The organism is Arthrobacter sp. ok362 (assembly GCF_900102785.1).
Classification (GTDB): Bacteria; Actinomycetota; Actinomycetes; order Actinomycetales; family Micrococcaceae; genus Arthrobacter.
On sequence record NZ_FNGC01000004.1, the window covers coordinates 85,635 to 111,818 of the forward strand.

The window sequence follows — 26,184 nt, forward strand, 5'->3', positions numbered from 1 at the left end:
CTCCCTAGAAGTTCGGGTTCTAAATGCAGGGCGCCGCGGAGCCTGGCCGTGCCGTCGCTCCGTTGCGGTGTAGTCAGCATCACATATTTCTTTACATTGTGTCAAAGAAATAGTCAGAGTGATTCTTTCGAAGTGTTCATGAAGCCAACGTTGCGTAAATACTCTTGACAGCGTGTAAATCTTGATACCAAACTGTGGGGAACGACACAGCTATCTCCGGTCGGCCGGCTCTTGCCCGGCAGGGCACCAGTTCTGGCATGTCACCGGAGAGTCCACCGGAAACAAAGGAGTTTCATCGATGAGTCAAACCAACACTGCGCAGAGGGGCACAACGTCGAGCCGTGGCTCTGTACGGGCCACCTTCGTAGCCGCCTACAGCGCGGTCACACTCGCCCAAATCACCAATGCCCTGCCGGGCGCCCTCAACGGCACTTTTGCCGTGGAATTCCATACCTCGGGCGCAGGCCTGACCTGGATCGCGGGCATGTTCATGATGGGCATCGTGGTGTTCGAGCTCAGCTGGGGGCTCCTGGGCGACCTGTTCGGCCGGAAGAAGCTGCTGTACGCGGGCGCTCTGGTCAGCGTGGCCGGCTCGGTGCTGGCGGCGCTTGCGTCCAACACCGAAATGATGATCGCGGCGCAGGCGGTCGGCGGCATTGGGGCGGGCATACTCTTCCCCATCTCGCTGTCCATGATCGCGGCGATCACCCCGGACCATCGCGCCCGGGCGAAAGTTATCGCCACCTGGGCCGGGTTCTTGTCGCTGGGTGCGGTGATCTCCCCGGTGCTGGCAGGCTTGACGGCCCAGGCCTTCACCGTGGCGGGTCCGGCGGTGGGCGCGCCCAACGTCTTCAGTGGTTGGCGCGTGGCGTACTACATTGCCGCCGCGATCGCCGTCGCCGTCCTCATCGTTGCGGTGCAGGCGTTGGACTCCGCAGCTGCGGAGGGACGCAAGCTGGACCTGCCGGGCCAGATTACCCTCGCGCTCGGCCTGATCGCCGTCCTCTTCGCCACCGTGCAGGCGGTCGACGCCGGCTTCGGCAGCCCTGAGGTGATCGCGAGCTATATTGCAGGCGGCCTCCTCCTGGTCGTCTTCGTCGTCATCGAGATGCGGACCAAGCAGCCGCTCATCCACCTCTCACTGTTCAGGAACAGTGCGTACTCGATCACCGGGGTCGTCGCGGTTACCGGCATGTTCGCGTTCCTTGCGGTCTGTTTCAGCACGAGTGTCGCCGTCGGCGGGCTCGCCCTCGCCGAAGCCTGGAAGGTCGGTGTGCTGTTCGTCTTCATCCAGGGCCCGGCCTTCGCCTTCATCCCGGTGGTGGGCTGGCTCATCCACCACGTGGCTCCGCGTTGGGTGCTCACGGCGGGCTTCGCGTTCATGGCCCTCTCCGCCTACTGGCTCTCGACGTACTCCCTGGGCACGCCGGAGGCCTTCGGCGGAACTCCCTGGACGGCGTTCATTCCGCCGCTCTTGATGCTGGGCATCGGATTCGCGCTCACGGTCGGCTCCATCACCGCCGTTGCCATCAACACCGTGCAGCCGCAGCACATCGGCATGGCCTCGGCCACGACAAACCTCCTGCGCGACCTCGGTTTCGCCCTGGGCCCCGTCATCGGCTCGGCCATCGCGTTCGGAATCGGAGCCACCGTCTTCGCAGGACCCCTCGCGGGGATCCTCGGCGGGGCAGGGTTGCCTGCCGAGGCCGTCGCCGGGCTGTCGAACGTGCCGCCACTGGGCTACCTCTCAGGCTGGGACGGCGTCATCGCGCAGTTCTCCGGCCAGGCAACCGCCAGCGGTGCACCCGCTCAGGCCGTCGAGGGCATGGTCAGCGCCCTTACCTCCGCGAAGCAGCAGATCCAGGGCGTAGCGGGGACCTCCCTCGGCCAGGGCTTCCAGACTGTGTACCTCGCCGCGGGCATCGCGGCGACGCTCTCCGCTGTTCTTACCCTCTTCATCTCCGCGCGCTCCTCGGCGCCCACGCCCGATAACAGCGCGGAAACCTCGAAGACAACTGAAGCCAACGCCGAGGCCGCCGTCTGAGACTGACGGCCTCGACCCCACCACTGATCCTTCACACGACTGATCCTTCACCCGACCGTTCCTTCACACGGAGAACACCATGACTGCACCCATTGAATCCGACATCGACATCTGGGATGACGACATCCTTGTTGACCCGTACCCCACGTATGCCGCGCTTCGCGAGCAGGCCGCAGTGGTCCACCTGCCCAAGAACGACCTGTACGTCCTGACGCGCTACGACGCCATCCGCGACGCACTCGGCGATCCGGAAACCTTCTCGTCCAGCAGCATCGGCTTCAACCCCATGGTGAACGAGGCGCTGCGGGGCACCTCGCTTGCCTCAGACCCGCCCATTCACACACAACTCCGCGCCACTCTGTCGCAGAACCTCACCCCCCGCGCCCTCCGCGGCCTGAAAGTTGTCATCGACGAGAAGGCGGACAAGCTTGTTGCCGAGCTCGCCGCCAGCGGCAGCTTCGAGGCCATCGATTCCCTGGCCCGGGCTTTCCCGATCGAAATAGTTGCCGACCTCATTGGCTTCAGCGGACACGTCAAGGACAATATGCTGCGCTGGGGCCAGGCCGCGATGCAGGTCATCGGCCCGCTGAACCAGCGCACCCAGGAGAGCTTTCCGATCGCCGGCGAGCTTTACGGCTGGTGCTCGTCGGTCACTGCCGCGGACCTCCTGCCCGGTTCAATCGGCCGCGGCATCTTCGACGCCGAGACCCGCGGCGCCATCCCTCAAGGCTCTGCGGGGCACATCATCCACCAGTACCTGGGTGCCGGCGTCGACACGACCATTGCCTCGATTGGGAACATTGTTGCGCTGTTCGGGCACCACCCGGAGCAGTTCGAACTGGTCAGGGAGAACCCGGAACTCGTCCCCGCGGCTTTCGCCGAGGTGTTGCGCTACTGGGCACCGGTCCACATCTGGGGCCGCAAAGCCACCCGCGACGTGGAAATCGACGGAGTCACTATTCCTGCCGGTGCCCAAGTGGGCATCCTCTTTGGGTCCGGCAACCGGGACCCGCGCCACTACGAGAACCCCGACACCTTTGACATCATGCGCAACCCGGTGGACCACCTGTCCTTCGGCTACGGACCGCACGGCTGCGCCGGCCAGGGCCTGGCGAAACTCGAAGCGCATGCAATCATCGAGGCCCTTGCCCGCAGGGTGAAGACGCTGACAATCTCCGACGAGGTCCGGGAGCCAGGCAACATCACCCGGAGCTTCGAGTCGCTCCAGGTCGTCAAGGTGGTGGAAGCATGAGAATCGAACTGGATCGGCCCCGCTGCGAGGGACACGGCCTCTGCGAGGAAGCCGCACCGCGGCTGATGCACCTCGACGATGACGGTGAGCTGGTTATCGACGTCCCTGACGTGGACGGCCCCGAGCTCGACGCCGCCAAAGCGGCGGTCCGGGTCTGCCCGGTCGCCGCGCTGCGGCTGGAGGCGGCATGAGCATGCGCAGGATAGTGGTGGTCGGCAACGGCATCGCCGGACTCACGGCCTGCGACTCGCTGCGCTCGGCAGGCTTCGACGGTGAGCTCACAGTTGTGGGTTCCGAGCGGCACCATCCCTACAGCCGGCCAGCCCTCTCCAAGGCGCTGCTGCACAGTGTCGATGGAACCAGTGTTGGCGGGAACAGCGGCGATGGGAACGGCGGGGGTGCCCTCCAGGCACACGAGCTCCCTGAACCGGCCCACGGGGCAACGGAGTTGCTCGGCGTGAGCGCCACGGGCCTGGACGTCGATGCCCGGTTGGTTCGTCTGGACGGGGGCGGTGAGCTGCCGTATGACGGCCTCGTCATCGCCTCCGGTTCCCGGGCGAAGCGCCTCGCGACCGGGCAAGGAGCAGCCGGGCAGGGAGCAGGAGGACCGCAACAGGGCGGTTCCCTCCGGGAGTTCACCCTGCGCACCATCGAGGATGCGATCCTTCTCAAGGAGCGCATTGCGTCGCGGCCCTCGGTCATCGTGGTCGGCGGGGGACCGCTCGGCATGGAGGTCGCGTCCGGGTGCCTGCACGTGGGCTGCGACGTCACCCTCGTCTCCGACGCCAAGCCACTGTCGCGTCAGCTTGGCGACCATCTGGCCGACCTCTTCACTTCCGCCGCCATCCGGCGCGGACTGCGGGTGGTCAGCGGCGGGAAGGCCCGTCTGACCGATCACGGTAGCGGGGCCAAAGTTGTCCTAGGCGACGGCACCGAACTCGAGGCGGATCTTGTGGTCACCGCCGTCGGCGATGAGCCGAACATTGACTGGCTGACCGGCTCAAACATTCTCACCGAGGGGTCGCTGCGCGTCGACTCGCGCGGCAGGGTCCGGCCGGACATCGTGGCGGCTGGCGACGTGGCGTTCTTCCCGACCCGACGCGGCGTGCAGCGGGTTCCCCTGTGGACGAGTGCCATCGACCAGGCCAAGGCCGGGGCTGTCGGCCTGCTAAAGGGCGATGCAGCCCCAGAGTTCAACTTCCAGCCCTATTTCTGGACCGAGGGCTTCGGGCTGTCGCTTAAATCGGTCGGCTTCACGCCGGTGGTGGGTGCGCCCGACTATTGCGAGCCGGGTGGGGAGAACGGGTCAGCGCTCCTGCGCTGGGACAACCCGGACGGTTACGGGACCGCCGCCGCGGTCAACTACCGGATCCCGATCCCCAAACTTCGCCGGCTGGCCGACGGCGGTCCGGCCGCGCTGCGTCCAAACGCGCCCGCCCGGGTTTGACGCCACGCCACCGCTAGGATTGATCTATGTCGTCGTTGCGAGAAGCCCAGAAGAAACTCACCCGCGACATGATTGTCGAGCGCGCGCTTGAGCTCTTTACGGAGAAGGGTTACGCCCCGACCACCATCGACGAGATCGCCGCGGCGGCCGGCACCACCCGGGCGACCTTCTACGCCTACTACCCCTCACGCGCTGATTTGATGAGGGACTTCATGGCGCGTGTCAACGCGGTGCTGGACCGTGCCGATGCCCCGGGGAGCGGCTCCACCGCGGCCGACCTCGTTGACGTGGTGCGCGCCGGCGAGCTGCCGGGCATTCTGGCCTGGCTGGAGTCGCGGGCGGCGCTCTGGCCGGTCTTCCGCCCCTACCTCGACGTGCTAGACGAGGCCGCCGCCGTCGACCGTGAGGTGCGCGCCATGGTCGAGGGATGGCATGAGGAGGTCATTTCCGACCTGGTCCGCGGGTTGAAGCTGGCCGGGCGTTTCTCGGAGGAGACGCGCCACATCCGCGGAACCCTCGCCTTCACCTCCCTTGACTACGTTGCCACGCTCTGGACGCGCCGCAAGTTTGAACCAAACCGCGAACACGCCCTCGAGGTGCTTGCCGACAACTGGTACCACCTGCTGTGCGCTGAAGGCTAAGCCGGCCGTCACGTAACGAGGAAGCCTATGCTTATGCAATGGAAAGTATCGAAGCAGCTGACGGGCCCGCGAAGGCTGTGGACCACCGGTCCCTTGCCGTCTCGGTGATAGATATTTCCTCCGATATTCGCCGGAAATCGCACAATGACACCGGCGTCCGGCCGCTGTCTAATGGCGTGCTGGAAATCCTCCGGGTCATCGAGAACCACCCCGGCATCACCGTGGCGGACGTTGCCTCGCGCCTCGGCCGGCAGTTAAGCAACGTCAGCGTCCAGCTCCGGGAACTGGTGGCCGCGGGCCTCGTCACCCGCACCCGCGACGCCGCAGACAAGCGTTACGTCGCCCTTCATCCCACGGCGGAATCCCAGCGGATCAAGGCGCTGCTCGAGGGCGCCTGGGCGGAAGCGCTTAGCTCGGCGAGTTCCCGGCTGCTGCCCGAGGAACGCGATCAAATCGCCGCCAGCCTGCCGGCACTGCAGCGCCTCGCCTCAATTCTCGGCGAGCCCGAGTAAGGCGCATCACACCCATTTGCGACAGTAAGTGCTGATCCTTAGTAGTTATACTTTTGTAAGTATTACTACTTTGGAGGATGACCTTGGGCATGGCAACACAATTAGCAGTTGAGGGCGTAAAGCAGGCCGGCAGGCCCAAGAGCGCCAGGTGGGCGCTGGTGTTCCTGGCCCTCGCGCAGTTCATGGTGGTCCTGGACGGCACCATCGTGAACCTGGCACTGCCGCGTCTCCAGATCGAGATGGGGATCAACGACTCGACGCGTTCCTGGGTGGTCACGGGCTACGCCTTGGCCTTCGGCGCTTTCCTGCTGCTCGGCGGCCGAATCGCGGACTTCTGGGGCCGCAAACGGACCTTCATCGTGGCCGCCGTAGGCTTCGCCGCCGCGTCCCTGATCGGCGGCATCGCACAACAGCCGTGGGAACTGATCGGCGCACGCGCCCTGCAGGGCATCTTCGCTGCGCTGCTGGCCCCCGCCGCCCTGGCGCTGCTGACCGTCGCCTTCCCGGGTGGAAAGGATCGCGGCACGGCGTTCGCGATCTTCGGCTCCATCACCGGTGTCGGTGCCGCCGTCGGCGTCCTGCTGGGCGGGTTCCTGACAGAACACGTGACGTGGCGCTGGTGCTTCTTCGTGAACGTGCCGATCGCCATCATCGCCCTCGCCGGTGTGTGGTTCCTGGTGACTGAAAGCAAAGCCCAGGGGTCCACCAAATACGACTGGCCCGGCGTCATCCTGGCCGCCCTGGGCCTGGGGTCTCTTGTGTACGGCTTCACCAATGCCGAGCACGGCTGGGATGCCCCCGAAGCCTGGGGATTCATCGCCGCCGGCGTCGTGCTCATGGCACTCTTTGTTCGGGTCGAGGCCACAGTCAAGCATCCGCTCCTGCCGCTGCGCGTGGCCACCGAGCGCAACCGCGGAGCGGCGTACCTGGCCTCATTCCTGTCCGGCGCGGTCCTGATTGGCGGCATTCTCTTCATCAACTTCTACATCCAGATCGTGCTTGGTTTCGCACCCTTCCTCGCGGGGCTGGCTTCCCTGCCCATGACGGTGGCGCTGATCATCACGGCGGGTCTCGTCGCAAATAACCTGCCTAAACTGGGCGCCAAGATCCCGACGGCCACGGGCCCGGTCTTCATGGCGACGGCCATGCTCTGGCTCACGCAGGTCAGCGCCGAGGGCCACTACCTCGTCAACTTGCTGCCCGCCTTGCTTCTCATGGGCGTCGGGCTGGGAATGGTCTTCGTCCCCATGCAGAACCTGGCCCTGTTCGGCGTGGGCAAGGATGATTCCGGTGTGGCCAGCGCCCTGGTCAACGCCTCCCAGCAGATCGGCGGCTCCCTGGGAATCGCCCTGTTCAGCACCATCGCTGCAGAAGCGACGGCCGGCGGCGTGTCGCTGGCGGCCCTCTCGAGTGGCTACGCGGCGGTCTTCCTTTGGGCTGCGGGCGTGGCGATCCTGATCGTCCCGGTAGCCCTGCTTCTCATCACCATCGACCGCAGGAAATTCACTGGCACCGAGGACGCCTGAGTCCGTTGAGGGCGATCAGCCGACCTTCCCGGCCACCGCGGACTCAGTACAGGAAGATCGGCAGCCAGTAGCGGTTGTGGGCGTGGACCAGCGCGAGGAACAGCACGAAGTCGAAGGTTAGGTGCACGGTCACGACGTAGGTAAGGGACTTCGTCAGCTTGAACGTGTAGCCCTGCAGCAACGCGAACGGAAACGTCAGAAGCGGCCCCCACGCCTGGTAGCCGATCTCCCAGAGAAAGGATGAGAAGATCACGGCTTGCAGGATGTTGGCCAGCCAGTCTGGAAAATGCCGCCGCAGCAGTGCGAACGTGGTGCAGATGAAGAACAGCTCGTCCCAGATTCCAACGGCGTTCACTCCGAGAAAGAGCCGCCAGAAGGTCGTTGGGTCAGATGGGTCCGGCCAGTTTTGGTACACCCCGGTGCTGATCAGGTAGAAGGGCAAGATGAAGTATCCGAGCAGGACCACGCCGATCAGGTACAACCTCGCGATCAACGGCCATTTTCGGCCGGTGTTCACCGGAAACTTGATGATCTTTTCGCCGTAGACGAACCGCGATACCACCCATGGAACCAGCACGGCCAAGGCGAGTGCACTGCCCATGAGGACCATGTGTTGGATGCTCAAGTCAGCGTTCAGCGCCACCATGCTGATGATGAGCATTCCCGCCGCGATCAGCGCCAGGTGCCTCGTCAACTCGCGGTCGATGAAAGCCGCAGTGGCCAGGCCCAGTGCAAGGCCGCCGTAACCAAGCGGGTCATTCCCGACGCCGAATAGCGCCACTCCGGACAGCGAGACCAGCACCGCCGGCAGCAGCTTCCAGCTGAGCGCGGTACGTTGGCTTTCCGTCGAGACCGATGTCACCCCACAAGCATGCCAGTGCCCTCCCCGGCGCGAAACGGTTTAGAGGCAGCCACCTTTGGGGCACGGGCAGAGTTAAGGTGGAGATTCACAAGATTCACAAAATACACAAGGATTCACAGGAGCTGGTGCGGAGAACCCTTTTCGACCCACAGCGGGAGCAACACCACCTGACCTCATCGGCCGCGGGGGAGTCCTGGATGAATTCGCCTATGGACTGCGCATCGGGTCAGGAGCGCCCGGCCTGCTGACCATCTTCACCGGAGCCCGGGGCATTGGCAAGACTGTGATGCTCGGTGCCGCTGAAGATCTGGCGCTCCGCAGCGGCTGGGCGGTCATCTCCGAAACAGCCACCACTGGCTTTGTCGGGCGAATCGGGGAATCCATGCGCCGGGTGACGGACGATCTTGGAGACGGGCCCACCGGGCGGCGGATCACGGCAGTGTCGTTGGCAGGGTTCTCCGTCACCACCCAGCTCGGTCCTGAAGAACAGGTCGACTGGCGTGCCCGGAGGCTACCCCTTCCTCATCCAGCTCGTCGGCTATCACCTTTGGCAAGAAGCTGAAAAAGCGGGCTACAGTCTCGACGCCGCCGCGGTTGACCGCGCAGTGACCGCTGCCCGGCGGCGCAACGAGCGCATGGTCATCGAAGCTGCGCTGTCCACCACCTCCGCCAGGACCGCGACTTCCTCCAGGCCATGGCGGAAGACGCCGGCCCTTCGGCAACCCTGGATATCGGCAACCGCACCGGCCTGCGACCGAACGCCGTCGGCAACTACCGGACACGCCTCATCGACGCCGGACTCATCGAAGCATCAGGGCACGGACGCGTGAGCTACGCCATCCCGGGCCTCCGCGAATACCTCACCTCGCACCCGAACCGGCATTAGTCGTTGTCGCGCCGTCCTTGCCAGCTGGCAGAGAGGCTTTCAGGTGGTGACGACGAGTTTGCCGCTGACGCGGCTTTCCTCCATGTCGGTGTGGGCCTGGACGATGTCATCGAGGGTATAGACCTTGCCGATGGGAACAATTGCGGTGCCGTCGCTGACTCCCTGCAGGAATTCCTGGAGCACGCTGCCAGGAAGGTCGGCGGCTCCGCCCGTGTAGGAGGTGAGCCGGACACCCCGCGGAATGTAGTCGATGGGATAAAAATCGGTAACCGTCCACTGGTTTGAGAGCATGCCGGTGAAGCAAACGACGCCGTGGACTCGGGTGGCGCAGCGTGTCACGCAACGTCGGGGTACCGACGAGCTCGAGGGCGGCGTCCACACCGCCGGGAACAATGCGGCGCGCGACGACTGCGAGGTCGCCGTCGTCGATCAGGACATGGTCGACGCCGATCGAGGCCAGCGCTTCCCGCTTGGCCTCGTCCCGGGTTGATGCCAGGACGGTGAGCCCGCGGCGCTTGGCAAGTATTGCGGCGGCCATACCGACGGACGAGGTTCCGCCGCGGATGAGCAGGCTCTGGCCGGGCTGGATGTCGAGGCCGATGGTGAGGGAACCGTGTGCGGTCTGCAGCATCTCCGGGATGGCGCCAATGACGGACCACGGCAGCTCTGATTCAAACGGAATGACCTGTCGGGCCGGCACGCACGTGTACTCGGCGTAGCCGCCGTCGAAGACGCGCCCCATGCCGCCCATCAGGGTGACGACCTTCTGCCCGGCGCGGAACTCGCCGCCGGGGGAGTCCGCCACTTCTCCGACTGCTTCGATCCCGGGCACGCGCGGAAACGTGACACCCTCGGCCAGGCCCAGGCGGGTATGCAGTTCGGAGCGGTTGAGCCCGAAGGCCCGGACCCGGATGAGTACCTGACCGGGCCGCGGCACAGGGATGGCCCGTTCCCGGATCACCAGCGCCTCGGCCGGCCCCGGGCCGTCCAGCACTACTGCCCGCATGGTGCCGCCGCTCACTGACCGGCCGCCTTGGAGTCCAGCGAAGGCTGCCGTGCGCTGCGCAGCCGTGCCAGGAGTTCGTGCAGCGTGCCCGCCTCCTGCTTGGTCAAGGCCGGCGTAAACCAGCGGGCAAGTTCGGCCTCGACCACCTGGCGGCCCTGTTCCACCACGGCGGCCCCCGCCGCCGTGGGTTCAAGGAGGGAGGAACGCCTGTCGCCCGGGTTCAGCTTCCGCGAGCAGTACCCCGCCGCTTCAATACGGTCAACGAGCTTGCTGGCGCCGCCCACCGTAATGGACAGCGCCGACGCAATGTCGAACACCCTGCACGTGCCGAGGGAAGTGACTACCACCATCGCCTCGTACCTGCCGAGGGGGAGGCCGCATTCCTGGCGCAGGCGGGCGTCAACCGCGTCCCACAGCTCCGTTTCGAGCCGGGTCAGCGTACTGAAGAGGGGATAGAAGTCAGCATGGTCGTCACTGGTGTCCATGGATCAAGACTAGCAGTTAGCTTCCATGGAAGATACTTCCTCGGATTCTAGTCCTACCGGCGTGAACGGCCTATCGAGGCGGCCAGCCCAGCTGACTTCGTTCCGAGCAGAGTTTCAGCCGGCACGACGGCAAGCTGAACCCAATCCCCACATATCGGCATGGGGCCACCGAGGGTTTTGTACGCCGCATCCAGACCAAGCTTCAGGTGAGTTCTTCATCCAGGATTTCCTGGCGTTCAGGCCCGTTGGAGGGAACTCAGGGCTGGGGCCTTACTGAGTTCCCTGATCCTGCGACCGCCGCCGGCTTACCGCCCAGCCGCCGATCAGTTGTGCGATTCTCGCGACGACGAAGAGGGCCATGCTGCCCAGGACGAGGAGGACCGATGTGGCGACGTCGCCCGCGCCGAATTCCGTGCGCCCCAGTAGGGAGCCCGGGACTGTTCCATACTCCGCGACCACGACGCCGATTCCGACGACGAATGCCACGGCCAGGACTGCCCAGAGGATGTTCCAGAGTGTCCGGACGCCTCTGCCTCTTCGATGGTCCCCTGTCGTCGCACCCATGGCGACCGCCTTCCGATAGTGATTAGCCCTGCCCCCACGGATATCTTCAGCAATACCTCGGGCGGCCCGCCACGCAACTGAACGGCTGACTGCGCTCGAAGGAACACCTCTTTGCTCGCTCGCGACGTATTGTTCGTAGAGGTCCGACATCAGTTCCTCTCGCCGGGCAGCAGCGACCTGTGACGGCACTGAACGCGTGTAGAGGTTTACCCACCGCAGGGCTGCCCTTGCACCCCAGGACTGAAAGTATCCCTGGGCCTCGCTCACGTGCGGGCCCGCCTTAAAACACTCGACGCCGGCTTCGACATCTGGATCCCCTCAGCCGATATCAAGGCCGCCTTACCGGAAAAGGTGATGCTGTACAGCCGGCGACGAGGACGGCCCTGGTTTTCGGCGATGTCTGCATCTTCCCACCGCGCATCCAGTAGACCCGCCTCAGTCATTCGAGTGAGCGCCTTGTACAGGGTTCCGTGAGCCGTCAGCATCCTTCCATCTGCCGATAGCGCACTGGCAAGGGAGAACCCGTACTCCTGGCTGCCTCGTGATTCCGATTCCTTGACGATTTCCAAGATGCGCACCTCGATTGGGAGTAGCGTTCCTGGCTTCCTGCGGCCCATAACTGGAGAATAGGAAGATAGCTTCTTATAGTCAAGAGCCAGGTTTTGCGCTGGTCCCCGGGGGGGTGACTGCGGCGAGCCGGTGATGATGCGGACTATCGTGGGAGCACGAGCCTGCGATCAAAGGATTTGCCTTGGACACTCAAGTTCCCCAGTTCGATGGCGTGCACCACCTCAAACTCCCGGTCAGTGATCTCGATCGCAGCCGCGAGTGGTACCAGAGCCGGCTGGGCTATGCCGTTGCCATGGAGTTCCGCGAAAATGGCAAAGTCATGGGTCTTGCCCTTAACCACCCGGATGGCGGGCCGAGGCTGGCCCTGCGGCTGGACCCGGGCAAAGCGGCGTCCTCCTCCGGATTCGACTACTTCTCCATCGGCGTTCCGACCAAGGCTGCAATGGACGCGCTCTCCACGCGGCTGACGCAGTTGGGCGACGCCCACGGCGGCGTCCAGGTCGCCTCTCTCGGGTGGATCCTGCCCGGTCTCTCAGACCCGGACGGACACGAGATCCGCTTCTACACCACGGAGTCTCACAAGAAAGCGCCCGAAGGACAGGTGTATGTTGTTGAAAATCCCCGGCGGACAGCCCCACCACGCAACCAGGAACCGTAGCCCTGGCAATGATCGAGACACTGGAAGTCACAGCCCTAATCCCGCCTTGGACCTACTGCTCACGCGCGCGCGCGAGCCATTCGACAACCAGTGCTTGCATGAGGGTGGGTTGCTCGTGCGCCAGGGCGTGGCCGGCGCGATCGAGTACGCCAAAGGTAGCGCGAGGGTAGTGCTCCATCAGCTCCCACGGGTCTGTGTGCCCGGCCGTGGCATCCTGTCGCCCTGCAAGAATTAACACAGGATGAGAATAGGTAGTCGTAGCCTCCGCGCGATGCCGAACCTCCCAGTTCGAAAAGATCCGCATCAGGCCCGGCTCGTCAACAAGGGACGCCGCGGGTGCCAACAACTCCTGGAACCGGCTCAGGGTTTCATCCGTCTGCACCACGAAGTAGCTGCGGTAGGAAGCCTCGAGTTCCGGGCTCAGTTTGCCGGTAAGGTCGGCCGACGAAACGAGAACCTCATGCGCGGGCACGTTGCGGGTACGCGCGCCAACCGGGCAGATTAACGCCAGCCCGACCACCTGCTCAGGTCTCCGATTGGCCAAAGCGCGGGCCAAGTACCCGCCGTAGGACTGGCCCATGACCAGCAACGGTTCATCACCAATGATGCTGTCGATCAGGCCCAGCAGAAGGTCCAGGACGTCATCGTTGCTGTTGATCGTCCCGGGCGCCGGCGTTCGGCCCATCCCTGGCAGGTCCGGATACAACCGCCGGAAGCCGGGAACACTGCGGAATATCGGTTCAAGGGCGCCGGCGATCTCGCGATGATCCACGCCGGCGCCGTGCAGAGCGAGGACCGGCGTGCCGCTGCCGTGCTCGGCGTAGTGCACAGGCACCCCGCTGACCGTCGCCTCCATCCAGACAGTGTAGATCGCACCGCGGCTTCCTGGCGGGGGTTGTTTGTGCAGTTTCCTTCGAGGGCTGTGCACCGGCGGAATCAGGGCTGCGAGGGCTCAGATCCACTTCGGCGCAGCCGGAACCGTGCCGATTGTGGCTGCAGTGCCGGGCCCGGCGGCGGTAACGCCGCTGCTGCCCCGGCCAGCGGCCCATTCCACGACGGCGGCCAGCGGTCCGGAGAGCACCGTGGCGGAGTCCGACGTCGTGTCACCGAACGTGAGGCCGCGGTCCGTTACCTTGACCACCAGGCCCTCGTGGGTGCCGCGGGCGTGCCAGGCGCCGGTGATGTCCGTCAGGAGCCGCTCGAGAACGGGGACGGGGATGTCGGCGAAGCTGGCGCCGTTGTCCAGGTCCACGGCGTGCATCCAGACTTCCCGGCTGCGCATCCAGACCGTTTCGGTGGCGGGCACTTCCCGGCCCTGGATGGTGCGGACCAAGTGGCGCCAGGCGTCCTCCGGCAGGTCCCGCCATTCGACGCTCAAATGCACGGCGGAGTGGTCGAAGAGATGCCGCAGCGCGATCGGGCTCAGCGTGGCGCCGAAGTCGATCTCGTGGTCCCGGACCTGCGTGGAGGCATACATCGGGGTTTCCACCCCGGTGGCCGCCCACTCGACCAGCCGGGCGATGGCCCGGGCGTTGTAGCCGATGTGCGCGGTGATGTGGCGGCGGGTCCAGCCCGGCAGGAGCGAATCGCCGTCGAGCTCCGCGTCGGAAAGTTCGTTGAGCTTGCGGGCGAAGAACGCCGTGCCGCGCCGTGCCTGCAGCAGTGCCGCGAGTAGTTCCGGTTCCGTCGTCTGGTCCTGGCGGGCAACCATCAGGCTTCCTTGACCACGCGGTTCTTCAGCTGGCCCAGTCCCTCGATGGTGGTGACCAGGATCTGCCCCTCCTGCAGGTAGCGCTTGGGGTCCTGGGCGTGGCCCACTCCGCCGGGGGTGCCGGTGGCGATCACGTCGCCCGGGTTCAGCGTGATGATGGTGGAGATGTAGGAGACCAGGTACTCGGGGGTGAAGACGAGGTCGCCGGTGGGGGTCTGCTGCTGGATGTCGCCGTCGACCGCCGAGGTCATCAGGGGCCCGGCCGTGAATTCGTCTTTGGTGACCAGGGCAGGCCCGAACGGGGTGGACTTTTCCCAGGTCTTGCCCTGCAGCCACTGGATGGTGCGGAACTGGTAGTCGCGCATGGACACGTCGTTCAGCACGGCGTAGCCGGCGATGTGGCCGCCGGCGTCGGCCGCGCTGATCCGGCGGCCCTTTTTGCCGATCACGACGGCGAGTTCGGCTTCCCAGTCCACGGCGTCGGATTCCTGCGGCAGGGCCAGGTCATCGTTCGGGCCGATCAGGGACTCCTGATACTTCGCGAACAGGGTAGGGAACTCGGGGACGTCCCGGCCCATTTCCTTGATGTGGTTACGGTAGTTGTGGCCCACGCAGATGATCTTGCCAGGGGAGGGGACGACGGCGTCGAGGTCCGCGCCTTCGGCCGGGTGCGTGGCGCCGTTCGCGGCCTTCGCGGTGGCCTCCCAGTCGTTTGAGCGGAGCAGCTCTCCGACGTCGGCAAATCCGTCGATCTCGGTCAGGGTGTCGCCGTCCTGGCGGACAGCCTTGGTTCCGTTTTCAGTGCGGAGGGTGAGGAGTCTCATGCGTTCTTGCGTCCTTCGATGTAGGTGCGGTTGAAGTTCAGTCGTTCGAAAATGGGGGCGTCACTGAAGCGGAAGAGGTCAAACGAAGTTTGAGAGCCAGCTCCCGCCTGGAGCGACCATTCCTGCCAGGACGGGACCACGAAGAGGTCGCCCTTCTCCAGGCTCCTGGATTCGCCGTTCAGGACCACGGTGCCGGTGCCTTCGAAGACCTGCCAGACGCTGGAGCCGACCTCGCGGAGGCTCTCGGTGGAGGCGCCGGCGCGGAGGCGGTGGAATTCGGCGCGGATGGTCGGCATCACGTCCCCGCCCGTGGTGGGGTTGGTGTAGCGGACGGCGGCGTGGCCCTGGGACACGGTGGCCGGGTGGCCCTCGTCTTCCAGCAGCAGCTGCTCGGCCAGTGCGCGGTCCGTGTGTTCCCAGCGGTAGGCCGCGATGGGGGAGCTCGTGGTGTCGTCCAGGCCGGAGACCGGGCGCAGGCCCGGGTGGGCCCAGAGCCGCTCGGAGCGGGAGATGTCCGGGGTGGCCTCGTCGGTGACGCGCTCGGTGCCGAACTCGAAGAACCCGGCGTCGGCGTAGTGCACGAAGGGGATGTCCAGCCCGTCGATCCAGGCCATGGGCTGATCGGTGTCGTTGTGGTGGCCGTGGAAGTTCCAGCCCGGGGTCAGCAGGAAGTCGCCGCGGGACATCCGGACCGGGTCCCCGTTCACCACAGTCCAGACGCCTTCGCCCTCGACGACGAAACGGAACGCGTTCTGGGAGTGCCGGTGCTCCGGGGCGGTTTCGCGGGCACCGAGGTACTGGATGGCCGCCCACAACGTTGGCGTGGCATAGGGGGTGCCGCCCAGGCCCGGGTTGGCCAGGGCAATGGCCCGGCGTTCCCCGCCGCGGCCCACCGGGACCAGATCGCCGGCACGGGCTGCCAGCGGGTACAGGTCGCTCCACCGCCAGACGTGGGGGACCGCCTTGGGGGCCGGGACCATCGGCATGAGGTCCGCGATCTCAGTCCACAACGGGATCAGGTTCTCGCGATCAAAATCCCGGTATAGCTCTTTGAGCTGGGCAGCCTCAACAGGTGTCGGCTCCGGAGCAGTGTGCCCCGCGGCCACTGATTCGTGAGTCGTGTTCTCGGCGCTGATGGACACGTGGGCCTCCTCGGTAGGTCAGAACAGTTTCTTGAAGTAGTTCGACTCTACGGATGCCGGTTTGTGACCCCCAACATATTCTGCTGGTCAGAATATGTTGGGGCGGTCCTGCCGTGTGCTTAGTCCGGGTCGGCCGGGTTTGCCGCGATATCGATTTCCAACTGCCGGCAGGTTTCCCGCAGTGTGGGAACGAGTCCGGCGTCGAACACCCGCCGGAAGCGGGTCGCGGGAGTGGCGGCGCTGAGCGCGCCGACCACCTGCCCGTGCCGGTTGTGCAAGGCCATTCCGAGCGCGCTCACGCCTTCCTCGGTGCCTTCGAAATTGGCCGCGAAACCGTTGCTGCGGATGGATTCAAGCTCGCGCAGGAACGCCGGATATTCGTCGGCCGGGATGGTGTCCCCGCCGATCTCGGCATTGTTGCTCCGGAAGAGCTGGTCGATCATCGCCGGTTCCAATTCGGCGAGCATGGCCTTGCCTCCGGACGTCTTGTTGGCGGGCATCACCGTTCCCTGCCGGTCACCAACCCGCAGCACGTTGTCCCCTTCCACCGTCGCCAGGAAGCGCACTTTCGTGCCCACCCGGACCATGAGGTTCACCGTCTCGTTGAGTTGCGCCGAGAGCAGCTCCATGTGCGGCTGGGCGAGCGAGCGGAGCAACCGGGTCCAGCTCAGCCCCGCCGGCCCGACCCCCATCGCCGGACCGGGGACGTAGCGGCGGGTTTCATCCTGCACGGCGAATCCCCGGTAGACCAACATCGCCAGAAGGCGGTGCGCGGTGGACGGCGCCACACCCAGCTCCTCGGCGGCGTCCTTGAGCCGGAGTGCTCCGCCGTCCCGGAGCAGCTGGAGGAGCTGCAACGCGTTGTCGACTGCCTCGATGGAATAGGTGGGCCGCTTCTGCACGGGCTTGCGGGCTGCCCTGGCGGATGGGTTGTTCTGCACATCAGAATTGTATTGTGGTTCACCTGCGGCGGCCACGACAGTGGTGGCATGAATCACACACCATCTGTTGCAGCGCCGCAACGGTTCTCGCCGGGGGCTCCCGCCCCCACTTCCGCTGACGGGCCCGCATCACGGTTCTCCAAGGGCTCGGCGGCGGCGGTTCTTGTCTGCTGGTTATTGGTGGTCTTCGATGGCTACGACCTGATCGTCTACGGCACCGTGCAGTCCTCCCTGATCTCCGAGACCGGCTGGGGCCTGAGCAAGGCCACCGCCGGAACCATCGGTTCCACGGCCTTCGTCGGCATGATGATCGGGGCGATCTTCGCCGGCCGGATGGCCGACTCCTGGGGACGCCGCCGCACCATCCTCGGCTGTGCCATTGTCTTCTCGATTTTCACCATCCTTTGCGCCTTCGCCCCCAACGCAGCGGTCTTCGGGGGACTGCGGCTCCTCGCGGGCGTCGGGCTTGGCGGCCTGGTGCCCTCGGCCAACGCACTCGTTGCCGAGCTGGTCCCCACCCAATGGCGGTCCACCATCGCCACGCTGATGATGTCCGGCGTCCCGATCGGCGGATCCATCGCCGCCCTCGTCGGCATCCAGCTGATCCCCGCCTTCGGCTGGGAGTCCATGTTCCTCGTGGCCGTGCTCGCACTGATGATCGTGGTGCCGCTCGGACTGAAATACCTTCCGGAAACGCTCGCCCCGGCGACCGCCGCGGGGAGGACAACAGGCAAGGCAACCGGCAAGGCAACCGGCAAGGCAGCCGGCAGCGGCGAGGAGCCGATCGGCTTCAAGTCCCTGCTCCGCGCCCCGTATCTGGGAGTCAGCCTGCTGTTCGCCCTGGCGACGATTGCCACCCTGTTCGCCTGGTATGGGCTGGGTACCTGGCTGCCTAACCTCATGCAGTTGGCCGGCTACAACCTGGGCTCCGCCCTGACCTTCGCCCTGGCCCTCAATCTGGGTGCGGTGGCCGGCTCGGTCGTCACGGCCTGGGCCGGGACCCGTTTCGGTCCGATCCCGACGGCGATCGCCGCGGCGGCCGTCGCCGCCGGCGCGCTCGTGGTCCTGGTTACGGGACCACCGGTCACCGTCGTGTACCTCATGCTGGTCCTCGCCGGCGTCGGCACCCACGGCACGCAGTGCCTCATCATCGCCGCCGTCGCCAGCCACTATCCCGGGCATCTGCGCGGGACCGCGCTGGGCTGGGCGCTCGGGACGGGCCGTGTTGGCGCCGTCGCCGCACCCCAGATAGGTGGCATCCTGCTGGCCGCCGGGCTCGGCGTCAATTCCAATTTCCTCGCCTTCGCCGGTGCAGCCGCCATCGCCGCGGTCCTGCTGGCCGCCGTCGGCCTCAAACTCAAGTCAAAATCCCCAACCCCATACGCAACAACAGGAGCAAGCAATGTCTGAGCACGCCACGTCCACCGATGTCCTCGTCATCGGAGGGGGAATGGCCGGATTGGCCGGAGCCCTCGCGCTGCGGGAAAACGGCGCCAACGTCACCCTCGTGGAGCGGGCCCCCGAGTTCGGCGAGGTTGGCGCGGGGCTGCAGATGGCCCCCAACGCCTCCCGCGTCCTCCGGCGCTGGGGCCTGCTGGAAAAGGCCCTGGAGATCGGCGTCCAGCCCAAGCACCTTGTCTTCCGCGACGCCGTCACCGGCGAGGAGCTGACGCGCCAGACACTCGGCGGGGAATTCGAAGAACGCTACGGTGCACCGTACGTCGTGATCCACCGCAGCGACCTGCACCGGGTCCTGCTCGAAGGCTGTGAAGCGGCGGGTGTGAAGCTCGTCAACGACGTCATGGTTGAACGTGTTGAAACCGTAAACGGCCGGGGTGTGGCCCACACTGCTGCCGGCGTGGACTACGAGGCCGACGTCGTGATCGGCGCCGACGGGCTCAAGTCCACCCTGCGCCCGCTGGTCGCCAACGACGAGCCGGTGCCCTCGGCCTACGTCGCCTACCGGGGCACCGTGCCGATCACCGAACACACGCCCAAGGCGGACCTCGAAGACGTCATCGTCTACCTCGGACCGGACTGCCACCTGGTGCAGTACCCGCTGCGCAAGGGCGAGCTGCTGAACACCGTGGCCGTTTTCAAGTCCGCCTCGTTCGAACGCGGCGAGGAGCAGTACGGGGGAGTGGACGAACTCGAGGCTGCGTACAAGGATTGCGTCCCAGCCGTCCAGGATGCGCTGAAGAACCTGGGCACCAGCATGCGCTGGCCCATGTACGACCGCGATCCGATCGAAAACTGGGTCGCCGGCCGGATGGTGCTGATGGGCGACGCCGCGCACCCGATGCTGCAGTACCTCGCCCAGGGCGCCTGCCAGGCGCTCGAAGACGCAGCCGTGCTGCAGGACGTCAGCAACGCCACGGTGTTCACCGCGGACGGCGTCAACCCGGAAGCCTGGGACGACGCCATCAAGGAATTCAACAACGTCCGCGCCGGCCGCACCGCCCGGGTCCAGCGCACCGCCCGCATCTGGGGCGAATCCTGGCACGTCTCCGGACTGGCCCGGACCCTGCGCAACCTGCTCTTCAAGAGCCGGAAGGACAACGACTTCCAGTACAACGACTGGCTGTACGGCCAGACCGGCGACGGCGTGCCGGCAGCTCGCGCGGCCCGCTCCAGCAGGGCGGAACGGGTTTCCGCCTGACCTAGTGACGCGTCCCGGCCGTCTCGTCGGCCGACCAACACCCGCTGCGGGCCGGCTCCCTACGGAGCCGGCCCGCAGGCCGCGATCAAGTGTCGCAGGTGCGGGGGAGTACCCCGTTCCGCTGATGGCCGCTCGCCTATACCAGCGGCCATGGGTAACGCATGCCGGTGGGATCGACCGGCAGCACCCCGTCGTGCAGCAGGCGCCGCACCCGGCGCTGCAGGGCAGTGACCTCCGCATCGTCGAGAAGCTCCGCCACGTCTTGCGGCACGGTCTCTGCGAGCCCGGCAATGCCCTCGAGAAGGGTCCCTGGGATGGCTTCACCGGCGAAGTCCCAGATCACTGTGCGCAGTTTGAAACCTGCAGAGAAGCACAGTCCATGATCGATGCCCCACACCCTTCCGTCGTGGCCGCGGAGCACGTGCCCGCTCTTGCGGTCGGTGTTGTTGGCGACGCAGTCGAACAGGGCGATCTGCAACAGCCTGCGATGGGTCTCGGGCGAATCCGCATACAGGGTGAAATAGTGCTCACGGAAGTCGCACTCAACAAACCACTGGAGCGAGCCGACCCCCAAAGGCGGGTCCTCGCGAATCACCGTCGGCGGCACGATTCCCCATCCCAGGTGTTCGCTGAGCAGATACGCCGCCCGCTCCCGGCGGTGGAGCCCGGGCTCGAAGTCGAACAGCGGCCGTTCCCCGGCCTCCGGCTTGTAGACCGCGTAAACCGAATCGTCCCCGCGAGAAACGCGGACGAGGAACGCCGCGTTGCTACCGCGCGGGATGAGTCCGCGCAGTTCAACGCGGCCCTCGACGAGCAGTGTCAACTCCCGTTCGGACACTGTCCGTCCCCGTTCACGGCTCCCTCAGCCCACTCAACGGTTCCAGGGTCGCGTTCACCATAAGCACGGCGGGCGCCTGACCCTCCACATACGAGATGGCCGAGACCGAGCCCGGGCTGATGACGATCCGCTGGAAGTGGTCCAGATGGGTGCCCAGGGCGTGGGCGACGGCGGCCTTGATCGGGTCGGCGTGGGAGAAGCACACGACGACGCCCCCGGCGTGAGCAGCGCACAGTGCCTCGAGCGTTCCGACGATCCGGGCTTGCATCTGCGCGAAGCTCTCCCCGTTCGGGAAGCGGAAGGCGGACGGGCGGTGCTGTACGGTCTGCCACTGCGGCAGGCCCGCCAGTTCGGCGAGCGCGGCTCCGGTCCACTCGCCGAAGTCACACTCGATGAGGCCGGCGTTCTCGTTGATCTCGAGCCCGGTGCAGGCTGCCGTCGACTCTGCAGTCTCGCGGGTGCGCTCCAGCGGAGAGGAGTAGATGACATCGACGGGAAGATCCGCGAGCCGTTCCGCGACCCGTTTAGCCTGGACCCGGCCTCGGTCGGAAAGATGCAGTCCCGGGGCCCGCCCCGGGAGCACCGTGCCCGTAGTGGGCGTCTGCCCGTGGCGCACGAGAAGGAGGAGGGTGGCTTGGGATGCCGATGGTGCCGACGGCGCTGCTGCAGTCATCAGCATCCAGCGTATGCCGTTCCACGTGCTCATGTGCAGGAATATTGAGAATTTCCCTCGATTCGCCGCACTCTCGAGGACTACCGTGGAGGGGTGAGTGATCGTCCCGATATCTTCACTGTTGGCGAACTGCGTTCAGCCGGCCATGTCTACAAGGACTTGCGCCACGAGGTACGCGGCAACCTGCTCGCCGCCCTCGCCGCCCGCCGCGATCCCTGGCCGGGGATGTTTGGTTTCGGCCGGACCGTCCTTCCCCAGCTCGAGCGTGCTTTGATCGCCGGCCACGACGTTGTCCTGCTCGGCGAGCGGGGACAGGGCAAGACACGGCTTCTGCGTACCCTGGCGGGACTCCTCGACGAGTGGTCGCCGGTCATCGAGGGATCGGAACTGAACGAACACCCATACGAACCGATCACGGAGCACTCCCGCGCCCGTGTGCTCACCGAAGGTGACCGGCTGCGTGTGTCGTGGCGCCATCGATCGGAACGTTACGTCGAAAAGCTCGCCACGCCGGACACCTCCGTTGCCGACCTCATCGGCGACGTCGACCCCATGCGCGTGGCCGAGGGCCGCCGGCTCGGGGACCCGGAAACCATCCACTACGGCCTGGTCCCGCGCTCAAACCGCGGGATCATCGCCATCAACGAACTGCCCGACCTCGCCGAGCGGATCCAGGTCGCGATGCTTAACGTGATGGAGGAGCGCGATATCCAGATCCGCGGCTACGTGCTGCGGCTGCCGCTGGACGTGCTCGTCGTCGCGTCCGCTAACCCGGAGGACTACACCAACCGCGGTCGGATCATCACGCCCCTGAAGGACCGCTTCGGCGCCGAGATCCGCACGCACTATCCAATAGAGCTGGATGACGAGGTCGCAGTCATCCATCAGGAGGGGCGGCTGGTCGCCGACGTCCCGCCCGTCATCCTCGAGATCCTGGCCCGCTATGCCCGCGCGCTGCGGCAATCCCCGGCTATCAACCAAACCTCCGGAGTTTCGGCGCGTTTCGCCATCGCAGGCGCCGAAACCGTCGCAGCTTCGGCCCTGCGCCGCGCCAGCATGCGCGGGGAGGAAGAGGCAGTTGCGCGCATCGTTGACCTAGAGACTGCGGTCGAAGTCCTCACGGGCAAGATTGAGTTCGAATCGGGTGAGGAAGGGCGTGAACAATCCGTCCTCGATCACCTCCTGCGCATGGCTACCGCCGAAGCGGTGCGGGCGCATTTCCATGGTCTGGACCTCGGTCCGCTTGTGGCGGCGCTCGACGGCCACAGGACCGTGACCACAGGAGAGCACGTCACCGCGCGGGAGTTCCTTGAAAACCTCCCGTCCCTTGACGGATCCGGCCTTTACGACGAGATCAGCGGGCGCCTGGCCGCCAAAAACGACGGGCAGCGCGCCGCCGCAATCGAACTTGCATTGGAGGGTCTCTACCTCGCCCGGCGGATCTCTAAGGAGTCCGACGACGAGGAGACGGTCTACGGCTAGGAATGACCTCGGCTGGAAAATAGGACAGGGATAGGCGGCATCATGGGCGTTCACAACCGCTCCTCCAGGTACGGCCGGTATCGGGGAGGACCCGATCCGCTCGCCCCGCCGGTAGACCTGGCGGAGGCGCTCGACGCGATCGCCGAGGACGTCATGGCTGGCTACTCGCCGCGGCACGCCCTGCAGGAGTTCCTGCGGCGCGGCGGCCGCAACCATGAAGGGCTCGACGCCCTCGCTGGCCGCGTTCAACAGCGCCGGAATGAACTCCTGAGCCGCCACCGGCTGGACGGCACCCTCAGCGAGGTCCAGAAGCTGCTCGAGACTGCCGTGCTGGAGGAGCGCAAACAGCTCGCCCGCGACGCCATGATGGACAACACCGACCGCGCATTCCGGGAGATGCAGCTGCAGAACCTGCCGTCGTCCACAGCTGCGGCGGTCAACGAACTCGCCTCCTATGACTGGCAGTCAAGCAGCGCTCGTGTTGCGTACGAGCGGATCAAGGATCTGCTGGGCCGTGAGGTCCTCGACCAGAGGTTCGCCGGAATGAAGCAGGCGCTCGAGAACGCCACCGAGGAGGACCGCGCGGCAGTGAGCGAGATGCTGCGCGACCTTAACGAGCTCCTCGGCAAACACCGGCGCGGCGAGGACACCGAGGCGGACTTCCAGGAGTTCATGGCCCGGCACGGCCAATTCTTCCCAGAGAATCCTCAATCCGTCGAGGAGCTGATCGACGCTCTCGCCCAGCGCGCGGCCGCGGCCCAGCGGCTCCTGCAATCCATGTCCCCGGAGCAGCGCGATGAGCTGATCCGTCTATCCGCCCAAGCGTTCGGTTCGCCCGAGCTCATGGCCCAGCTCGATCAGCTCGACTCCAGCCTGCGCGCCTTGCGCCCCGGCGAGGACTGGACGGGCTCCGAACGCTTCGAGGGTCAGGAAGGACTCGGGCTAGGCGACGGCACCGGCATGCTCCAGGACCTGGCCGAACTCGACGAGCTGGCTGAACAGCTCTCCCAGTCCTATAGCGGGTCACGCCTCGACGACCTGGATCTGGATGCCCTCGCCCGCCAACTCGGGCAGAGTGCCGCCGTGACGGCCCGCGCCCTCGGGGAGATCGAGCGGGCCATGCAGGACGGCGGCTACCTGCGGCGCGGTGCCGACAACGAGCTCAAGTTGTCCCCGCAGGCCATGCGACGGCTAGGCAGGTCACTGTTGCGGGACACCGCCAAGCAACTGTCCGGCCGGCAAGGGCGCCGCGACACGCACGTCGCTGGGGCGGCCGGGGAGCAGACCGGCTCCAGCCGCCAGTGGGAGTTCGGCGACGCCGAGCCGTGGGACGTCACCCGCACGATGACAAACGCGATCCGCCGGACAATGGCCGACGGCGGTGATCCGAGCGGCGGAGTCCGCCTCGGCGTGGGCGACATCGAGGTGACGGAGACGGAGGCGCGCACCCAGGCCGCCGTCGCACTGCTCGTCGATGTGTCGTTCTCGATGGCCGCCGAGGGCCGGTGGGTGCCAATGAAACGCACCGCACTCGCCCTGCACCACCTCGTCTCAACCCGGTTCCGCGGGGACCGGCTACAGCTGATCACGTTCGGCCGCTACGCGCAGGCCATGGACATCGGCGAGCTCACGGCCCTGCCGGCTCTGCGGGAACAGGGAACCAATCTGCACCACGGCCTGCTGCTCGCGGGTCGTTTCTTCCGCCAGCATCCGTCGATGCAGCCTGTCCTACTCGTGGTGACCGACGGCGAGCCCACCGCGCACTTGCTGGCCGACGGCGAGTCGTGGTTCTCCTGGCCGCCGGACCCGGAGACCATCCGCGTTACGGTGGCCGAGTTGGACCGCCTCGGACGTGCCGGCACACAAGCGACGTTCTTCCGGCTCGGCGATGACCCGGGGCTCGAGCGGTTCGTCCAGCGCATGGTCCGCCGAATCGACGGCCGGGTGGTCGCGCCCGAGGCTGGGGATCTGGGGGCTGCGGTTGTGGGGGAGTACCTCCGCGCGCATTTCCGCGGCCGCCCATACGACGACGCCGACTGGGTTTCATAGTCGGTCGGCGGCAGCAAGCCCTTCGAGCGCCCCCGCTTCGAGTACTCCAAACGTGACTGAACCGTCATAGGCCAACATCGAAACTGTCACGTCGTTTCCCCTAGTCGCAGGACAAATGGCGGCCGTAAAGTGAGCGCCATCACTCACCTCGACATTCGGAATCGTCTGAGGTTTTGGCCCTCAAACGGAGCAAGACGACGGGAAAGGTTACCAGTGAAGTACAGCAGGAATGATGAGTTTCCGGCTCCGCTGAGCACAGCCCGGGCCAGGAAGGTCCTGGCCAACCACTTCAGAGCGCTGCGGTTCAGCGTCAAAGACCTCCCGGATGGACTGGAGGTCAGGGCGGGATCGGACTTCGTATTCCGGCTCCTGGGCTTCCTCGCACCCAGGAGCCTCCCGGTTGAACTAACAGTTCAGCTCGAAGAACTCGGCGGCGGCACAATCGTGAAGGCTAGGGCTTCCGACAGGCTTGGGTGGTACATGAGCGACCGGATGTTTTTCGGCACGGAAAAGGCTTTGGACGGCAAGCTTGCTGCTCTGCTCAAAGAATCGCGGATGGCCCTCGGAGTGGACGAACGCTGAAACAGGCCACCGGGCTAGGGCGGCACCACCGCCCGCCGCCGAATTCGCCGCTGGCCGCCAACCAGCGAAGCGGAGCGGCACAACCGGTCAGTGTCAATGCAAGGTTCTGGGGAGTAGCGGCACGGCACGAGCACGAACCTTTTACTTATCGTCCCGTCGGCGAACCATCTCGGTGATCCAGGTAGGCGCGAACGGAGACGTGCAATTCGGGGGAGTCGGGTAGTCCTTGAGCACCTCCAGGCGCTCACCGACGTCGATTGCACGGGCGCGGTGCTCGGCGTGCTCGATCCCGATCTGCGCCAGGCAGTGGTTCATCGCCCACTGCAGGCGGTCCGGGGCGTCCTTCATCCCCGCCTCGATGACGTCGAGCAGTCCTGCGAGGTCCAGGCCCTCGGGATTCTTCGCCACGCGTTCGGTGGTCAGCGCCCAGCCGGCACTCGCGACCACTGGATCCGGATCGGCGGACCACGCCAGGCGCAGTTCTTCGCAGTGCGGGTTCTTCTTCACCACGTAGTTCACGAGCCAGCCGTGCACCTTGGGGGTACGCGCCTCGCGCAACATGACGTCCAACTCGTCACGCTCGAACGCCTTCGGACGGCAGATCAGGATCGCCAGCAGTCTCGCCGCGGTGTTATCCGTCTCCCAGAGCTGGTGCGCGAGTTGCTGCTGCGTCTTCAGCCGCTTCGCGAGCGCGCGCAGTTTGCTGAGATTCACGCCGTGATCGTCACCGTGTTTCTCGTTTACATCGCGTGCCTTCGGGTCCTCGAGTGCGGCCAGCTCGGCCATCACCTCGGCGAGAGTCGTCTCGGCCACCTCAGCCTCCTGTCTGT

Annotated in this window: 27 protein-coding genes and 1 pseudogene; 14 read left to right on the plus strand and 14 right to left on the minus strand. The window is 65.9% G+C overall.

Going from position 1 to position 26,184, the window contains the following annotated elements:
• The first annotated feature begins 298 nt into the window (after window positions 1-298).
• The 7 genes from BLQ10_RS06680 (at window position 299) to BLQ10_RS06710 (ending at window position 7,422) form a co-directional block, all read left to right on the plus strand.
• On the plus strand, window positions 299-2,044 hold the full coding sequence (locus tag BLQ10_RS06680) for an MFS transporter (protein WP_091559897.1): 1,746 nt from the start codon (window positions 299-301) through the stop codon (window positions 2,042-2,044).
• Window positions 2,045-2,123: 79 nt separating this feature from the next.
• Complete coding sequence (locus BLQ10_RS06685; protein WP_091559899.1) at window positions 2,124-3,296, plus strand: cytochrome P450; 1,173 nt, start codon at window positions 2,124-2,126, stop codon at window positions 3,294-3,296.
• Window positions 3,293-3,487, plus strand: a complete 195-nt coding sequence (locus tag BLQ10_RS06690) for a ferredoxin (protein ID WP_091559902.1) — start codon at window positions 3,293-3,295, stop codon at window positions 3,485-3,487. Before BLQ10_RS06685 ends, BLQ10_RS06690 begins: the two co-directional genes overlap by 4 nt.
• Window positions 3,484-4,743: an NAD(P)/FAD-dependent oxidoreductase gene (locus BLQ10_RS06695; RefSeq protein ID WP_091559903.1), complete on the plus strand. Its 1,260-nt coding sequence runs from the start codon at window positions 3,484-3,486 to the stop codon at window positions 4,741-4,743. The genes BLQ10_RS06690 and BLQ10_RS06695 overlap by 4 nt, the downstream gene beginning before the upstream one ends.
• Before the next feature lie 26 nt (window positions 4,744-4,769).
• The gene (locus BLQ10_RS06700) at window positions 4,770-5,384 is read left to right on the plus strand and encodes a TetR/AcrR family transcriptional regulator (protein ID WP_091559906.1); all 615 of its coding nucleotides are present in this window, start codon (window positions 4,770-4,772) and stop codon (window positions 5,382-5,384) included.
• A 38-nt stretch (window positions 5,385-5,422) separates the two neighbouring features.
• Window positions 5,423-5,896 carry a MarR family winged helix-turn-helix transcriptional regulator gene (locus BLQ10_RS06705; RefSeq protein WP_091559908.1) on the plus strand — a complete coding sequence of 158 codons (474 nt, stop codon included), beginning with the start codon at window positions 5,423-5,425 and terminating at the stop codon, window positions 5,894-5,896.
• Between the two features lie 89 nt (window positions 5,897-5,985).
• Window positions 5,986-7,422 carry an MFS transporter gene (locus BLQ10_RS06710; RefSeq protein WP_091559910.1) on the plus strand — a complete coding sequence of 479 codons (1,437 nt, stop codon included), beginning with the start codon at window positions 5,986-5,988 and terminating at the stop codon, window positions 7,420-7,422.
• Between the two features lie 43 nt (window positions 7,423-7,465).
• Here the strand turns inward: BLQ10_RS06710 and BLQ10_RS06715 are convergent, their stop codons facing one another.
• Window positions 7,466-8,284 (minus strand): CPBP family intramembrane glutamic endopeptidase, encoded by an 819-nt coding sequence (locus tag BLQ10_RS06715; RefSeq protein ID WP_091559912.1) that lies wholly within the window; start codon window positions 8,282-8,284, stop codon window positions 7,466-7,468.
• A gap of 694 nt (window positions 8,285-8,978) precedes the next feature.
• On the opposite strand from BLQ10_RS06715, the gene BLQ10_RS22655 reads away from it, so the two are divergent.
• Complete coding sequence (locus BLQ10_RS22655) at window positions 8,979-9,170, plus strand: hypothetical protein (protein ID WP_254785434.1); 192 nt, start codon at window positions 8,979-8,981, stop codon at window positions 9,168-9,170.
• A 39-nt stretch (window positions 9,171-9,209) separates the two neighbouring features.
• On the opposite strand, the gene BLQ10_RS23035 is transcribed toward BLQ10_RS22655, so the two are convergent.
• The 5 genes and pseudogenes from BLQ10_RS23035 to BLQ10_RS06740 form a co-directional block, all read right to left on the minus strand.
• Window positions 9,210-9,461, minus strand: coding sequence for a zinc-binding dehydrogenase (locus BLQ10_RS23035; protein WP_368086499.1), 252 nt, complete (start codon window positions 9,459-9,461; stop codon window positions 9,210-9,212).
• Window positions 9,462-9,552: 91 nt separating this feature from the next.
• Window positions 9,553-10,176 (minus strand): annotated as a pseudogene (locus BLQ10_RS06725) (alcohol dehydrogenase catalytic domain-containing protein); the annotation flags it as partial.
• Between the two features lie 11 nt (window positions 10,177-10,187).
• The gene (locus BLQ10_RS06730) at window positions 10,188-10,661 is read right to left on the minus strand and encodes a MarR family winged helix-turn-helix transcriptional regulator (RefSeq protein WP_091559915.1); all 474 of its coding nucleotides are present in this window, start codon (window positions 10,659-10,661) and stop codon (window positions 10,188-10,190) included.
• Window positions 10,662-10,931: 270 nt separating this feature from the next.
• Window positions 10,932-11,225, minus strand: a complete 294-nt coding sequence (locus tag BLQ10_RS06735) for a hypothetical protein (RefSeq protein WP_139164189.1) — start codon at window positions 11,223-11,225, stop codon at window positions 10,932-10,934.
• A gap of 263 nt (window positions 11,226-11,488) precedes the next feature.
• Complete coding sequence (locus tag BLQ10_RS06740) at window positions 11,489-11,794, minus strand: PadR family transcriptional regulator (protein ID WP_175558505.1); 306 nt, start codon at window positions 11,792-11,794, stop codon at window positions 11,489-11,491.
• 182 nt (window positions 11,795-11,976) lie between these two features.
• Here BLQ10_RS06740 and BLQ10_RS06745 point away from each other — a divergent pair, with 182 nt between their 5' ends.
• Window positions 11,977-12,453, plus strand: a complete 477-nt coding sequence (locus BLQ10_RS06745) for a VOC family protein (RefSeq protein WP_175558506.1) — start codon at window positions 11,977-11,979, stop codon at window positions 12,451-12,453.
• A gap of 52 nt (window positions 12,454-12,505) precedes the next feature.
• Here the strand turns inward: BLQ10_RS06745 and BLQ10_RS06750 are convergent, their stop codons facing one another.
• From BLQ10_RS06750 to BLQ10_RS06770, 5 genes are all read right to left on the minus strand, one after another.
• Window positions 12,506-13,309 (minus strand): alpha/beta fold hydrolase, encoded by an 804-nt coding sequence (locus BLQ10_RS06750; RefSeq protein ID WP_175558507.1) that lies wholly within the window; start codon window positions 13,307-13,309, stop codon window positions 12,506-12,508.
• Window positions 13,310-13,405: 96 nt separating this feature from the next.
• Entirely contained in the window at window positions 13,406-14,164 is a 759-nt protein-coding gene (locus tag BLQ10_RS06755; RefSeq protein WP_091559923.1) for a maleylpyruvate isomerase family mycothiol-dependent enzyme, read from the minus strand.
• Window positions 14,164-14,988, minus strand: a complete 825-nt coding sequence (locus BLQ10_RS06760; RefSeq protein ID WP_091559926.1) for a fumarylacetoacetate hydrolase family protein — start codon at window positions 14,986-14,988, stop codon at window positions 14,164-14,166. Before BLQ10_RS06760 ends, BLQ10_RS06755 begins: the two co-directional genes overlap by 1 nt.
• The gene (locus BLQ10_RS06765) at window positions 14,985-16,130 is read right to left on the minus strand and encodes a cupin domain-containing protein (RefSeq protein WP_091559928.1); all 1,146 of its coding nucleotides are present in this window, start codon (window positions 16,128-16,130) and stop codon (window positions 14,985-14,987) included. The genes BLQ10_RS06760 and BLQ10_RS06765 overlap by 4 nt, the downstream gene beginning before the upstream one ends.
• Window positions 16,131-16,249: 119 nt before the next feature.
• Complete coding sequence (locus BLQ10_RS06770) at window positions 16,250-17,071, minus strand: IclR family transcriptional regulator (RefSeq protein ID WP_091559931.1); 822 nt, start codon at window positions 17,069-17,071, stop codon at window positions 16,250-16,252.
• Between the two features lie 48 nt (window positions 17,072-17,119).
• On the opposite strand from BLQ10_RS06770, the gene BLQ10_RS06775 reads away from it, so the two are divergent.
• Window positions 17,120-18,481 carry an MFS transporter gene (locus BLQ10_RS06775; protein WP_091560422.1) on the plus strand — a complete coding sequence of 454 codons (1,362 nt, stop codon included), beginning with the start codon at window positions 17,120-17,122 and terminating at the stop codon, window positions 18,479-18,481.
• Window positions 18,474-19,730 (plus strand): FAD-dependent oxidoreductase, encoded by a 1,257-nt coding sequence (locus BLQ10_RS06780; RefSeq protein ID WP_091559933.1) that lies wholly within the window; start codon window positions 18,474-18,476, stop codon window positions 19,728-19,730. The genes BLQ10_RS06775 and BLQ10_RS06780 overlap by 8 nt, the downstream gene beginning before the upstream one ends.
• A gap of 136 nt (window positions 19,731-19,866) precedes the next feature.
• On the opposite strand, the gene BLQ10_RS06785 is transcribed toward BLQ10_RS06780, so the two are convergent.
• Window positions 19,867-20,568: an SCO1664 family protein gene (locus tag BLQ10_RS06785; protein WP_091559935.1), complete on the minus strand. Its 702-nt coding sequence runs from the start codon at window positions 20,566-20,568 to the stop codon at window positions 19,867-19,869.
• Between the two features lie 13 nt (window positions 20,569-20,581).
• The gene (locus BLQ10_RS06790; protein ID WP_091560425.1) at window positions 20,582-21,247 is read right to left on the minus strand and encodes an MSMEG_4193 family putative phosphomutase; all 666 of its coding nucleotides are present in this window, start codon (window positions 21,245-21,247) and stop codon (window positions 20,582-20,584) included.
• Window positions 21,248-21,334: 87 nt separating this feature from the next.
• Between BLQ10_RS06790 and BLQ10_RS06795 the strand changes: the two genes are divergently transcribed.
• From BLQ10_RS06795 to BLQ10_RS06805, 3 genes are all read left to right on the plus strand, one after another.
• A complete protein-coding gene (locus BLQ10_RS06795; protein WP_091559938.1) occupies window positions 21,335-22,723 on the plus strand; it encodes a sigma 54-interacting transcriptional regulator in 1,389 nt (462 codons plus the stop codon).
• A 42-nt stretch (window positions 22,724-22,765) separates the two neighbouring features.
• Window positions 22,766-24,772 carry a vWA domain-containing protein gene (locus BLQ10_RS06800; protein ID WP_091559940.1) on the plus strand — a complete coding sequence of 669 codons (2,007 nt, stop codon included), beginning with the start codon at window positions 22,766-22,768 and terminating at the stop codon, window positions 24,770-24,772.
• A gap of 213 nt (window positions 24,773-24,985) precedes the next feature.
• A complete protein-coding gene (locus tag BLQ10_RS06805) occupies window positions 24,986-25,354 on the plus strand; it encodes a hypothetical protein (RefSeq protein WP_091559941.1) in 369 nt (122 codons plus the stop codon).
• A gap of 141 nt (window positions 25,355-25,495) precedes the next feature.
• Here the strand turns inward: BLQ10_RS06805 and BLQ10_RS06810 are convergent, their stop codons facing one another.
• Window positions 25,496-26,167, minus strand: coding sequence for a DNA alkylation repair protein (locus BLQ10_RS06810; RefSeq protein WP_254785436.1), 672 nt, complete (start codon window positions 26,165-26,167; stop codon window positions 25,496-25,498).
• Window positions 26,168-26,184: the final 17 nt, after the last annotated feature.